At 39.2% G+C, this 12,435-nt stretch carries 12 protein-coding genes and 1 other annotated feature; all 12 genes read left to right on the top strand.

Annotated elements, in window-relative coordinates; translation table 11 throughout:
- Positions 1 to 6: 6 nt before the first annotated feature.
- The 12 genes from ACZ47N_RS02100 (at position 7) to leuD (ending at position 12,425) form a co-directional block, all read left to right on the top strand.
- Positions 7 to 1,122, top strand: a complete 1,116-nt coding sequence (locus ACZ47N_RS02100; protein ID WP_464887491.1) for a polysaccharide deacetylase family protein — start codon at positions 7 to 9, stop codon at positions 1,120 to 1,122.
- Between the two features lie 249 nt (positions 1,123 to 1,371).
- Positions 1,372 to 1,914 (top strand): hypoxanthine phosphoribosyltransferase, encoded by a 543-nt coding sequence (hpt, locus tag ACZ47N_RS02095; RefSeq protein WP_464887490.1) that lies wholly within the window; start codon positions 1,372 to 1,374, stop codon positions 1,912 to 1,914.
- Positions 1,915 to 1,941: 27 nt separating this feature from the next.
- Positions 1,942 to 3,129, top strand: a complete 1,188-nt coding sequence (locus ACZ47N_RS02090; RefSeq protein WP_464887489.1) for a M20 metallopeptidase family protein — start codon at positions 1,942 to 1,944, stop codon at positions 3,127 to 3,129.
- Positions 3,129 to 4,067, top strand: coding sequence for a CPBP family glutamic-type intramembrane protease (locus tag ACZ47N_RS02085; protein ID WP_464887488.1), 939 nt, complete (start codon positions 3,129 to 3,131; stop codon positions 4,065 to 4,067). The genes ACZ47N_RS02090 and ACZ47N_RS02085 overlap by 1 nt, the downstream gene beginning before the upstream one ends.
- 105 nt (positions 4,068 to 4,172) lie before the next feature.
- Positions 4,173 to 4,373 carry a cold-shock protein gene (locus ACZ47N_RS02080; protein ID WP_464887487.1) on the top strand — a complete coding sequence of 67 codons (201 nt, stop codon included), beginning with the start codon at positions 4,173 to 4,175 and terminating at the stop codon, positions 4,371 to 4,373.
- A 136-nt stretch (positions 4,374 to 4,509) separates the two neighbouring features.
- On the top strand, positions 4,510 to 5,394 hold the full coding sequence (gene hslO, locus ACZ47N_RS02075; RefSeq protein WP_464887486.1) for an Hsp33 family molecular chaperone HslO: 885 nt from the start codon (positions 4,510 to 4,512) through the stop codon (positions 5,392 to 5,394).
- Positions 5,395 to 5,678: 284 nt separating this feature from the next.
- Positions 5,679 to 5,918 (top strand) — a binding site (T-box leader).
- A 46-nt stretch (positions 5,919 to 5,964) separates the two neighbouring features.
- Positions 5,965 to 6,447, top strand: a complete 483-nt coding sequence (ilvN, locus tag ACZ47N_RS02070; protein WP_464887485.1) for an acetolactate synthase small subunit — start codon at positions 5,965 to 5,967, stop codon at positions 6,445 to 6,447.
- 20 nt (positions 6,448 to 6,467) lie between these two features.
- Positions 6,468 to 7,460, top strand: a complete 993-nt coding sequence (gene ilvC / locus ACZ47N_RS02065; RefSeq protein WP_464887484.1) for a ketol-acid reductoisomerase — start codon at positions 6,468 to 6,470, stop codon at positions 7,458 to 7,460.
- Between the two features lie 18 nt (positions 7,461 to 7,478).
- Positions 7,479 to 9,005 carry a 2-isopropylmalate synthase gene (locus ACZ47N_RS02060; RefSeq protein ID WP_464887483.1) on the top strand — a complete coding sequence of 509 codons (1,527 nt, stop codon included), beginning with the start codon at positions 7,479 to 7,481 and terminating at the stop codon, positions 9,003 to 9,005.
- Positions 9,006 to 9,010: 5 nt separating this feature from the next.
- Positions 9,011 to 10,600: a citramalate synthase gene (gene cimA / locus ACZ47N_RS02055; protein ID WP_464887482.1), complete on the top strand. Its 1,590-nt coding sequence runs from the start codon at positions 9,011 to 9,013 to the stop codon at positions 10,598 to 10,600.
- An 18-nt stretch (positions 10,601 to 10,618) separates the two neighbouring features.
- Positions 10,619 to 11,881, top strand: a complete 1,263-nt coding sequence (gene leuC / locus ACZ47N_RS02050; RefSeq protein ID WP_464887481.1) for a 3-isopropylmalate dehydratase large subunit — start codon at positions 10,619 to 10,621, stop codon at positions 11,879 to 11,881.
- 52 nt (positions 11,882 to 11,933) lie between these two features.
- On the top strand, positions 11,934 to 12,425 hold the full coding sequence (gene leuD, locus ACZ47N_RS02045) for a 3-isopropylmalate dehydratase small subunit (protein ID WP_464887480.1): 492 nt from the start codon (positions 11,934 to 11,936) through the stop codon (positions 12,423 to 12,425).
- Positions 12,426 to 12,435 lie beyond the last annotated feature (10 nt).

Genomic DNA, 12,435 nt, shown 5'->3' with positions numbered 1-12,435 from the left:
ATAATCATGGGACAAAAAAAGAGATTAATATTGTTATGGAGTATCAGTATCCTATTGATAGTAAGTGGTTGTAGCACTGTACAAGAGTCTAAAACCGAATCCGATGAGTCCATAACAGAAACCGTGAATAGCAATGAAGACTCGGAAACTGAAGAATTAAACGGGTCAAGTGTGGCTCAGGAAGAAGAAGAAGAAGAAGAAGAATGGCCAGAAATAGATCCTGAAAATTTAGGTGTGGATGAACTAGGACAGGTTATGGTACTGATGTATCATCATATCCGTGAACCTGAAGCGGAATGGTCAAGAACGCCAGATAATTTTAGACAGGACTTGGAAAACCTATATCAGCAAGGATATAGGCCCATTCCACTGGAAGATTATGCAACGGGTAATATCACTACAGCACCTGGGAAAACACCTGTAGTGTTAACCTTTGATGATGGCAATCAAAACAACTTTAACATGATTCAAGATGAGTCTGGTGAATGGAAAGTTGACCCGGATTCAGCCGTAGGAATTTTAATGGACTTTCATGAAGAAAACCCAGATTTTAAGCCTCATGCCACTTTTTTTATCAATGGAGGAACTCCCTTTGGACAGGAAGAATGGGTAGAGTATAAGTTGAATTTTTTAGTGGACAATGGAATGGACATAGGGAATCATACAGCCACACATTTACATTTGGGGGAAGCTGATGCAGAGACCATACAGCGTGAATTAGGCAGAATTGTTCAATTGGTTAAGAAACATGTGCCAGATTATGAAGTGAATACTTTTGCATTGCCGTTTGGTTCCAGACCAAAAGAAGAATCCTTATGGCCCTACCTTGTAAGTGGCGAATACCAAGAGGTTCAATATCATCATGTAGCCGTATTAGAAGTTGGTTGGGATCCGTACCATTCGCCTTATCATGAATCCTTTGATAGTTCAACTATACGCCGAGTGCGAGCCAGTGAAACAAAGGTAGATGGAGTTGGAATGTATGATTGGATGAGAACCTTTGAAAGTGGGGGAAGACGTAGATATATTAGCGATGGCAATCCTGATATTGTCACAATCCCAGAGGAACGATTAGATGAGTTGCGTTCTGACATTCCTGCAGAAGGCCAGAAAACCTACTAAAGGGAAAGGGGTGGTTTGATGGATTTCAATAGTTTTTGGATCGTTCCCTTGATCATTGTATTTATTATTTTGATTTCCTTACAGTATTCCTTAAATCGAATTATACTTTTATTAAAAGAAATCAAAGAAATAATAAACAAGGACAACAACCAACCACCGTACCTATAGCGAAATTGACAGCAAAACAATTCTTTTATAGAATGAAATTCAGAGGAGATACTAAGGATAAATGGAATGAGGGGGACAGGCATGAACATTGATGATAAAAAGTGGGAAGTTCTTTGTTCGGAAGAGGAAATAAAAGAAAAAATACATGCATTAGGAAGTCGTATCACAGAAGAATATCAGGGCAAAAACTTGTACGTTATTTCCTTGTTACGAGGCAGCTTTATTTTTTGTGCAGATTTAGTTCGAAGCATCGATTTGAAATTGAATGTAGATTTTATGATTAGTTCATCTTACGGAGATGGTCTTGAGACAAGTGGGAACGTGGTGATTGATAAAGATGTAGAAGAAGATCTTTCGGATGTAGATGTCTTGCTTGTAGATGACATAGCCGATTCTGGATTAACGTTAAAACACGTGATGGAGCATTTGAAGACAAAAAACCCCAAAAGTTTAAAATCATGTGTACTGCTTAACAAACCATCCCGTCGATTAACAGATCTTGAGCCAGACTACTGCGGGTTTACTATACCAGATGCTTTTGTCGTGGGCTATGGGTTAAATTATGGAGATCATTACCGGAATATACCCTACGTATTTATTGTAACAGATGAAGATCGCTCATGATAAAGATCTTGGACAGGAGAGTGTGGAATGGAATATTCTTATGATGCAGTAAAACTATCTCCAAAGCTGAAGCAGTATCGACAAGACTTACATCAAATTCCTGAATTAGCATTTCAGGAAACAGAAACAGCTCTATACATTCAGAACTGTCTGGATCAGATGGGAATTCAATACGAAAGTGAAGTGGCGGGAACAGGAGTACTTGCTTTTATTCCAGGAAAGTCCGGGGAAAAAACCTTTTGTTTCCGAGCTGACATGGATGCCTTGGAAGTGGATGAGCTTAACGATTTGGCCTATAAGTCACAAAAATCAGGTTGTATGCATGCCTGTGGCCATGACGGGCATATGGCTATTTTGCTTGGCTTAGCCAATGTCTTAACCTCAAAGGAAATAATCCTACAAGAAAACATCCTTCTGTTGTTTCAACCAGGAGAAGAAGGGACCGGCGGTGCAGACATTATCCTTCGGTCAGGGATTCTGGAGCAGTACGGAGTCCAGGAAATTTATGGATTGCATCTTTTTCCAGGTTTACAGCAAGGGAAACTTGGTATTGCTTCTGGACCAATGATGGCTCAAAACAGTGAGATAGATATTACTGTATGGGGCGAAAACGCACATGGCGGATTGCCTCATGCTGGAAATGATGCTTTAGTTATTGCGAGTCATCTGCTTACTTCATTTCAAACGATTGTTAGTAGAAATATCAATCCTCTAGAACCAGCAGTCATCACCTTTGGCACCATTCATGGCGGTGAGGTACGTAATATGATTGCAAAAAAAGCAAGGTTGGAAGGGACGATCCGTACATTCAGCCAGTCCTCCTATGAGATATTGAAAAAACGGTTATTGGCCATGATCAGCGGAGCAGAAATAGCCTATGATTGTAAAATTGACGTTGATTTGCGTGAATTATATCCACCAGTTGTGAATCCTTCGGATATGACACGTCAATGGATGGAGGCTCAAGATTCAGATCTGGTTCAAAAGATGGAACCCATCATGTTAGCAGAAGACTTTTCTTTTTATCAGCAAAAATATCCAGGGCTCTTCTTTTTTGTGGGCACTGAAAATCCATCAAAAGAGATGGTATATCCACTGCATCATGGTTGCTTTAATTTTGACGAAGAGGTTCTTTTGTTGGGAGTTCAGGCGTTTCTGAACATTCTGATCCATCGATCTGTAGTAGAGCTTGATGAAGAAAGCGAGCGTGAGTAATGGAGCCGCACAATAAACTACGAATCATTGAGGTAAATCTTTTGTTTTTAATGGGATCAATTCTTTTTTTTACAATTGGGTTTTATGCTCAAACCAAAGAAATATATACAGGCTTATTGATCACTCAGCTTGCAGTCGTGCTACTTCCAGCTATTGCCTATATGGAAATTAAAAAAATCGATATTAAGGCAACACTTCAACTCTATCCTCTTCATTGGAAACAAATGGTGCTTACGGTTTTGATAACTCTATTGATGTATCCTTCTGCAGTTTTTGGTAATCTTATTGTGATGAATATACTGAGTCTCTTTGGTGAAGTAAACATTCCTCAGATTCCAGCAGCAACCAATCTATACGAATACCTAAGATTGGTGTTTATTGTATCTTTGGTGGCTGGAATTTGTGAGGAAGTGCTATTTCGTGGGGTGATTCTAAGAGGATATCAACAAGTAGGCAATGTAAAAGCAGTATTGATTACATCAGTTTTATTTGGCATTTTTCATTATAATATATATAATTTATTGGGACCAATCGTTCTGGGCATTGTATTTGGATCTTTAGCTGTTGTCACAAAATCATTGTGGGCAGCCATTATAGGTCACGGGGTTAACAATCTTTTAGCGATTTCGATTGGGTATTATTTCTTTGTTATAGAAGAGTATTTTCCTAAGAATGGAATGGAAGTATCTGAAACCACTATGCAGGAATCCCTATTTGCCAGTTTGGTTTTTTTTGGTCTTCTAGCTGTCATGGGCCTTTTGGCCTCCATATATCTTTGGAAAAAGCTGGCCGCCATATCCATGGCATCTCCAGAAGCTAAGTCGCTGGAACCAGCAAGTAAAATTTCGGTGATAGAGTATATCCCCTTAACTGGAGCTATTCCGCTGTTTGTATACATTATTGTATGGCAAATTTCGAATGTCATAGCAACCGTCTGAAAAACCAGTGATTTGTTGACAATTTATTATTTGATATGATAAGATTTAATAGATGGTTTTGTTGGCTATTCACTTACTATTTAACGCATTAGGAGGAATTTAAGAATGGAAAAAGGGACAGTGAAGTGGTTCAATGCAGAAAAAGGATATGGATTTATTTCCAGAGAAAATGGGGAGGATGTTTTTGTTCATTTTTCAGCTATAACAATGGATGGATTCAAAACCCTTGATGAAGGTCAAGAAGTAGAATTTGAAATTGTAGATGGTGAAAAAGGTCCTCAGGCTACGAATGTAATCAAAGCTTGATGAAATAAAAATATTTATTTCAGACCCCAAATCTAGCTGGAAGATCCGGAAACGGATTCCATATATAACGGGACGAAACAGGCTGGAAAACACCAGCCTGTTTTTCATTTTACAAAGAAAAAAAAGGAGTGAAGCAATGGATAAAGTGATTAGAGTAATGGCGGGGAATGGTCAAATTCGAGGTTTTTTTATTCGAAATACGGAAATGTTAGAGAAAGCAAGAGAAATACATCAACTATCACCTGTTGCGGCTGCAGCACTTGGTAGAATCATGGCTGCCACGGCTATGATGGGGCAGATGCTAAAAGGAGAGGGAGAAAAAATTACAGTTCGAATGAATGGTGGTGGCCCCTTAGGTACGGTATTATGTGTAGCGGATGATCGAGGGAATGTAAAAGGATTGGTAGACTATCCACAGGCAGAAACAGAAAATTTAACCCCACAAAAGTTAAATGTGGGAGCAGCCGTAGGGACCGAAGGTGAAATTACAGTCATTAAAGACTTAGGGATGAAAGCACCCTATGTTGGTACGTATCCCATTTCAACGGGTGAAATAGCAGAAGATTTAACGGCATATTTTATGCATTCAGAACAGCAACCAACATCAGTAGGATTAAGTGTAAAGATAGATGTGGATTATCATATACTGGTTTCTGGGGGCTTTATTATTCAAGTGCTGCCAGATATTAGTGAGGAGCAACTTCTTTTATTGGAGAAGCAACTTAAAAGTCTTCCGCCGCTCAGTGAGCTTTTTGAAACTTTGCATAAACCAGAGGCTGTTATGGAAAGAGTATTGGATGGGTTAGATCCCGTGGTTACAGAAGAAAAAAGCGTATCGTTTTATTGCGATTGTTCTCAAGAAAGAATGGAAGAAGCGTTAATTAGCTTAGGTAATCAGGAAATCACTTCTATTGTGGAAGAAGATGGCCATGCTGAAATTACCTGTCACTTTTGCCTTAAAGCATATGAGTTTAATGAAGAAGAACTAGGAAAGCTGGCTGAAGAAGCGAAAAATAGCTAACTATTACAATTTTGTAAAAAGTTTAGATAATTCTGTTGACAAGGAATAAAAAGCCTGTTAGAATACGATTTAATTATTAATCACAATAAAATGCATAGATGGAGACAGTAATGATCTATCCTACAGTTTTAGAGAGTCGGTGTTTGCTGAGAACCGATACTGTAAGATCCTTAGAATCCCTCCTGAGCAATTGTCCGGAAATTAGAGTATGGATAATCGGCAAGCCCCGTTAAAGGCTTAAGGTTTGATGGAACCTGAAAATTCGCTGTATTTTATAAAAGCGATGAAATGCGTTTGATGGAGTTAGTGTTTTGCCAAAGTAGTAATAGAGAGCCAGTGGTCGCTGAAAACTGGTACTACTGTAAAATACGACTCGCTCCGGAGCAGTTACCCCGAATAATTAGTAAGGGTAATCGGTAAGTCCCGTTACAGACTAAAGGTTTGATTGAACCTGATTTGAGTGGTTTTCGCTTTTGGTGAAAACAATTAGGGTGGTAACGCGTGGAATAGTCCTCGTCCCTGCTAAGGCAGAGATGAGGGCTTTTTTAATGAAAAAAAGGAGGCGTCAGAATGGATAAATATGTGTTGTCATTATTGGTTGAGGACCAACCCGGGGTGACCAGTAGAATCTCAGGATTATTTACACGAAGAGGTTATAATATTGAGAGCTTTTCGTCCGGAAGTACGGAATTGCCTGGAATGACACGCATTACATTGGTCGTTAAAGGAGATCCTGAAGTACTAGAACAAATTCAAAAGCAACTTAAGAAGTTAATTGATGTAGTCAGTATCAAGGAACTTAAACCCGCCTTATCTGTATATCGAGAACTTGCCTTGATCAAAGTTAATACAGATGAGAAGACTAGGGCATCAATTCTGGAAGTAGTAGAAATATTTAGAGGGAAAGTCATTGACGTTGCAACGGACTGTGTGATTTTGGAAGTAACAGGAGAACATAATAAAATCGAAGCATTTATTGAATTGATGGAGCCTTATGGAATAAGAGAGATTGTTAGAACTGGTCTTACTGCCCTGGGGCGGAGAGATCGATAAATTAAGAGGAGGAATAGAAAATGACTAAAATGTATTATGAAAATGAATGTAAAATGGATGCACTGCGAGGAAAAAAAGTAGCAGTAATAGGGTATGGAAGTCAGGGGCATGCACATGCATTGAACCTTCACGAATCAGGGATAGATGTAGTTGTTGGGCTGTATGAAGGAAGTAAATCTTGGGCCAAAGCCGTAGAAGCAGGATTGAAAGTTGACATAGCTGGAAAAGCAGCAGCACAGGCAGATGTGGTGATGATGCTCATAAACGATGAAAAACAACCACAACTATATAAAGAGAGCATAGAACCAAACTTAGAACCTGGAAATTATCTTGTTTTTGCACATGGATTTAACATTCATTATGGGCAAGTTGTGCCACCGGAAAATGTCAATGTATTTATGGTGGCGCCAAAAGGACCAGGTCATACGGTGCGGAGTCAGTATCAGGAAGGCAAAGGCGTACCATGTTTGGTAGCGGTGTATCAAGATATTACAGGAGACACACTGGAAATAGGATTAGCTTATGCGGCTGGAATTGGTGGGGCAAGAGCTGGTGTGCTTGAAACAACCTTTAAAGAAGAGACAGAAACAGATTTATTTGGAGAGCAGGCAGTACTTTGTGGAGGCGTTACGGCTTTAATGAAAGCAGGTTTTGATGTGTTGGTTGAAGCTGGATATCAGCCAGAAAGCGCATATTTTGAATGCTTACATGAGATGAAACTCATCATAGACTTAATTAATGAAGGTGGATTAAGTTATATGCGCTACTCAGTGAGCGATACGGCTGAATATGGAGATTATATGGTAGGAGAACGGATTGTAACAGAAGATACTAAAAATGAAATGAGAAAAGTCTTGAAAGAAGTTCAGGATGGAACCTTTGCTAAAAACTGGATATTGGAAAATCAAGCAAATCGGCCTAGTTTCAATGCGAAAAGAAAGCTGGAAGCAGAGCATCCAGTAGAAATAGTTGGAAAAGATTTGAGAAAAATGATGAGTTGGTTAAAAAAGTAATGGAAGAGGTGTGTATTCATGGATGAAAGCAGAATTAAAATTTTTGATACCACTTTACGTGACGGAGAGCAATCCCCAGGCTGTAGCATGAACTTAAAAGAAAAACTCGAAATAGCAAAACAACTGGAAAAACTGAAAGTAGACATTATTGAAGCAGGATTTGCCATCGCATCTCCAGGAGATTTCCAAGCGGTAAAAGCAGTAGCTGAAACCGTAAAAGATGTTCGGGTCGCCAGTTTGGCCCGAGCATTGCCACAAGATATTGATCGAGCTTATGAAGCAGTTAAAGATGCACAAGGACCAAGGATTCATACATTTATTGCAACATCGGATATTCACATGAAATATAAACTAAAAGCCACGCCAGAAAACGTATTGGAACGTGCTGTTCATATGGTGCGTTATGCAAAAGGTTACTTAGATGATGTTCAGTTTTCGGCAGAAGATGCAACAAGAAGCCAGCCAGCGTTTCTCTACAAAATATTTGAAGCCGTTATTCAAGCGGGAGCAAAAGTCATAAATGTACCAGATACTGTTGGTTATACAACGCCAGATGAGTTTACAGCGCTGATCAAAGGCATTAAAGAGAATGTTCCGAGTATTGATAAAGCCATTATAGCAGTTCATTGTCATAACGATTTAGGGATGGCGGTTGCCAATACCTTGGCGGCTGCAAAAGCAGGAGCGAGACAGCTAGAATGTACCATCAACGGCATTGGAGAACGTGCTGGAAATGCTGCTATGGAAGAGGTTGTGATGGCCTTGCAGACTAGAAACGACTTCTATCAGAGCAAGACAAAAGTCGTAACAGAACAGATTTATCCAGCCAGTCGATTGCTTAGTCAAGTAACGGGAATGAAAGTACAGAGAAATAAAGCGATTGTTGGTGAGAATGCTTTTGCCCATGAATCTGGAATTCATCAACACGGCGTTTTGGCTAATAAAAGCACCTACGAAATAATGACTCCAGAATCCGTCGGGTTGCACCAAAATCAATTGGTATTGGGCAAGCACTCAGGAAGACATGCCTTTGAAGACCGAATGCGGTCCATGGGGTATGAGTTGGATCAGCAGACATTAGACAATGTATTTCATTCATTTAAAGAATTAGCAGACAAGAAAAAAGTAGTATATAACAAAGATTTGGAAGCTTTGATTAAAGACAAAACCATGAAGATGGAAGAATACTTTAAGCTAGAACAATTTGTCATTAATTGTGGGAATTATATGACGGCGACGGCGACGGTGAAGCTTAAAAGCTTTGATAAAGAGTTGGAAGCTGTTTCTACTGGTTCAGGTCCCATATATGCATCCTTTGGAGCCATCGATCAAATGGTTGGAAAAGAGTATAAATTGGATGACTATTCACTTCAGGCAATTACAGAAGGTGAAGATGCTCAGGGCGAAGCCTTTGTTCAAATCAGAAGAAATAATCAACTATATCATGGAAGTGGCATTAGTACGGATGTCATTGAAGCCAGTATAAAAGCCTATGTGAACGCAATCAATCGGATGCTTAGCAATGAAGAAAAGGCAGGAGCGTGAAAAAGTTGCAAAAAAGAATTTTTGTATTTGATTCGACGCTACGAGATGGGGCCCAAGCAGAAGCAATATCCTTTTCTGTGGAAGATAAAATAAAGATAACCAAAGTCCTTGATCAGATAGGAGTTCATTATATAGAAGCGGGGAATCCTGGCTCTAACCCAAAAGACCTAGAATTTTTTGAGCATGCTAAAAAAATGAAATTAGAGCAGGCGAAACTGACTGCCTTTGGTAGTACAAGACGACCCCATGTTACACCAGAAGAAGATGAGAATCTTAAAAACCTTATGATGGCAGAAACACCATGTGTCGCTATTTTTGGAAAAACCTGGGATTTTCATGTAACAGATATCATTCATACAACCTTAGAAGAAAATCTGGCAATGATCCAAGAGACCATGGAATATTTCAAAAAAGCGGGAAAAGAAGTAGTTTTTGATGCAGAACATTTTTTTGATGGGTATAAAGCAAACCCAGAGTATGCTATGAAAGCCTTACAAGCTGCAAAAGATGGCGGTGCTGATTGGTTGGTTTTATGCGATACAAACGGCGGTGCATTTCCAGAGGAAATTTATGAAGCAACCAGCCAAGTAGTGAAAGAATTAGGAAACAACGTGGGCATCCACTGCCATGATGATGGTGGGATGGCTGTTGCAAATACCATACGTGCAGTAGATGCAGGAGTGCGTCACGTACAAGGTACTTATATAGGGTTTGGAGAACGGTGCGGCAATGTAAATCTTTGTAGTGTTGTTGCCAATCTACAATTAAAAAAAGGATACCGATGTTTATCCGACAAACACTTAACAGAGATGACACCGATAGCGCGTTATATTGCTGAAATATCCAATGTAGCCCTTAATGAAAGACTCCCTTTTATCGGTTATAGTGCATTTGCCCATAAAGGCGGAATGCATATTGATGGTGTTAATAAAAACGAAAAATCTTTTGAACATGTAGACCCAGTCAAAGTTGGCAATAAAAGAAGGTTCTTAATGTCGGAAGTAGCTGGAAGAAGTACAATTTTATCTAAAATTAAAAAGGTAAATCCAACTATCAATAAGAATTCTCAAGAAACAAAAGACATTGTAGATCGATTAAAAGAGTTGGAACATCAGGGGTATCAGTTTGAAGGAGCCGAGAGTAGTTTTGAACTGATCATACGTAAGAGTCTTGGAAAATATAAGCCGTTTTTTACGCTGGACTATTTTAAAATTATAGGGGAACAAACATCAAATGGAGAAAGTGGAACATCGGCTATTGTAAAGATAGAAGTAGATGGAAAAGAAGAACTAACTGTTGCAGAAGGAAACGGTCCTGTCAATGCGTTGGATAAAGCCCTTCGCAAAGCATTAGAAGCTTTTTATCCTGAACTAAAAGAAGTGTATTTAACGGATTATAAAGTTCGTGTGCTAGATACCCGTACGACTACAGGTTCAAAAGTAAGAGTCCTAATTGAATCCAGTGATGGAAAGCATTTTTGGAGTAATGTCGGTGTTTCTACAGATATTATCGAGGCCAGTTGGATTGCTCTAGTCGATTCTATGGAATACAAGCTGATTAAGAATATTGAAGAAAAAGTAAGTGCCTATATGTAAAAGGAGAGGGGTATTTTAATGGGAATGACAATGACACAAAAAATACTGGCAAAGCATGCTGGAAAGAATGTAGTAACCTCCGGTGAACTGATCGAAGCAGAACTTGATTTGGTTCTTGGAAATGATATAACGGCTCCTGTAGCCATTAAAGAATTAAAAAAAATGGGAGCTGAACAGGTATATCATAAAGATAAGGTCGTGCTTGTACCTGATCATTTTACTCCCAATAAAGACATCAAATCTGCTGAAAACTGTAAAATATTAAGAGAGTTTGCTGTAGAGAAGGAGATTACAAACTATTTCGAAATTGGTGAAATGGGAATTGAACATGCCTTGTTACCAGAAAAAGGACTGGTAGTTCCAGGCGATGTTGTTATTGGTGCCGATTCTCATACGTGCACCTATGGAGCCTTGGGTGCTTTTTCAACGGGGATAGGAAGTACGGATATGGCAGCCGGAATGGCAACTGGTAAAGCATGGTTTCGTGTTCCGTCGGCTATTAGATTTCATCTAACGGGTTCGTTGAAACCACCAGTAAGTGGGAAAGACCTTATCCTGCATATTATTGGTAAGATCGGAGTAGACGGAGCACTATATAAATCCATGGAGTTTACTGGCCCAGGAATTTCAAGTCTTTCAATGGACGATCGATTTACAATGGCAAATATGGCCATCGAAGCTGGGGCTAAAAATGGAATTTTTCCAGTAGATCAAAAAACATTGGAATATGTTACCCAACATTCTTCCAAAGAATATACTATTTTTGAAGCAGATGAAGATGCGGCCTATGAGCATATCTATGAAATTGATCTAAACCAGATTCCTCTAACGGTTTCATTTCCTCACTTACCTGATAATACCCGATGTGTGGATGAAGCAGGTGACGTTAAGATTGATCAAGTAGTGATTGGATCTTGCACCAATGGTAGAATTGATGATATGCGTGCTGCTGCAAAAGTCCTTAAAGGAAAAAAAGTAGCCAAACATATGCGTTTAATTGTTTTTCCAGCAACACAGAAAATTTATTTGCAAGCAATGAAAGAAGGTCTTATTGAAATTTTTATTGAAGCTGGTGGGATTGTTAGTACGCCAACCTGTGGCCCTTGTTTGGGAGGTCATATGGGAATCTTGGCAAAAGGAGAAAGAGCCGTTGCCACCACCAATCGAAACTTTGTGGGAAGAATGGGTCATCCAGAATCTGAAGTATATCTTGCCAGTCCTTCGGTTGCAGCCGCTTCTGCAATAGCCGGAAAAATTGCAGGACCGGATTCTGTGGAGTAACCGTGGAGTTAGCCATAAAATAGGTATAAAAATTGATAAAAGGAGTGGGAAGATGATTGCGAAAGGAAAAGCATTTGTTTATGGAAATAATGTAGATACAGATGTCATTATACCAGCCAGACACCTTAATACTTCAGATCCACAAGAACTTGCCAATCATTGTATGGAAGATATTGATCCAAGTTTTGTGGCTCAAGTAGAAGCAGGAGATATGATCGTTGCCCAAAAGAACTTTGGATGTGGTTCCTCAAGAGAACATGCGCCTTTGGCCATTAAGTCTTCAGGTATATCTTGCGTGATTGCTGCCAGCTTTGCAAGAATATTTTATCGAAATGCCATCAATATAGGATTACCAATCTTGGAATGTGAGCAAGCCGTAGAAGATATTCAAGTTGGTGATGAACTGGAAGTAGATTTTAAAAATGGGAGGATTCTCAACAAAACCCAAGATAAAATCTATGAAACTCAACCTTTTCCTCCATTCATTCAAAAAATAATAGAATCCGATGGTTTGGTGAATCATGTAAGAAAACAATTGAAATAATTATAAAGGA

Source organism: Tindallia texcoconensis (assembly GCF_055383815.1).
The sequence above is the reverse complement of the archived record's forward strand: the minus strand, read 5'-3'. Positions and strand labels throughout refer to the sequence as shown.

Coding starts and splice junctions, on each gene's coding strand:
- ilvC (WP_464887484.1), top strand. CDS start 6,468: ATGACTAAAATGTATTATGAAAATGAATGTAAAATGGATGCACTGCGA.
- leuD (WP_464887480.1), top strand. CDS start 11,934: ATGATTGCGAAAGGAAAAGCATTTGTTTATGGAAATAATGTAGATACA.
- ACZ47N_RS02080 (WP_464887487.1), top strand. CDS start 4,173: ATGGAAAAAGGGACAGTGAAGTGGTTCAATGCAGAAAAAGGATATGGA.
- ilvN (WP_464887485.1), top strand. CDS start 5,965: ATGGATAAATATGTGTTGTCATTATTGGTTGAGGACCAACCCGGGGTG.
- ACZ47N_RS02060 (WP_464887483.1), top strand. CDS start 7,479: ATGGATGAAAGCAGAATTAAAATTTTTGATACCACTTTACGTGACGGA.
- ACZ47N_RS02100 (WP_464887491.1), top strand. CDS start 7: ATGGGACAAAAAAAGAGATTAATATTGTTATGGAGTATCAGTATCCTA.
- leuC (WP_464887481.1), top strand. CDS start 10,619: ATGGGAATGACAATGACACAAAAAATACTGGCAAAGCATGCTGGAAAG.
- ACZ47N_RS02090 (WP_464887489.1), top strand. CDS start 1,942: ATGGAATATTCTTATGATGCAGTAAAACTATCTCCAAAGCTGAAGCAG.
- hpt (WP_464887490.1), top strand. CDS start 1,372: ATGAACATTGATGATAAAAAGTGGGAAGTTCTTTGTTCGGAAGAGGAA.
- ACZ47N_RS02085 (WP_464887488.1), top strand. CDS start 3,129: ATGGAGCCGCACAATAAACTACGAATCATTGAGGTAAATCTTTTGTTT.
- hslO (WP_464887486.1), top strand. CDS start 4,510: ATGGATAAAGTGATTAGAGTAATGGCGGGGAATGGTCAAATTCGAGGT.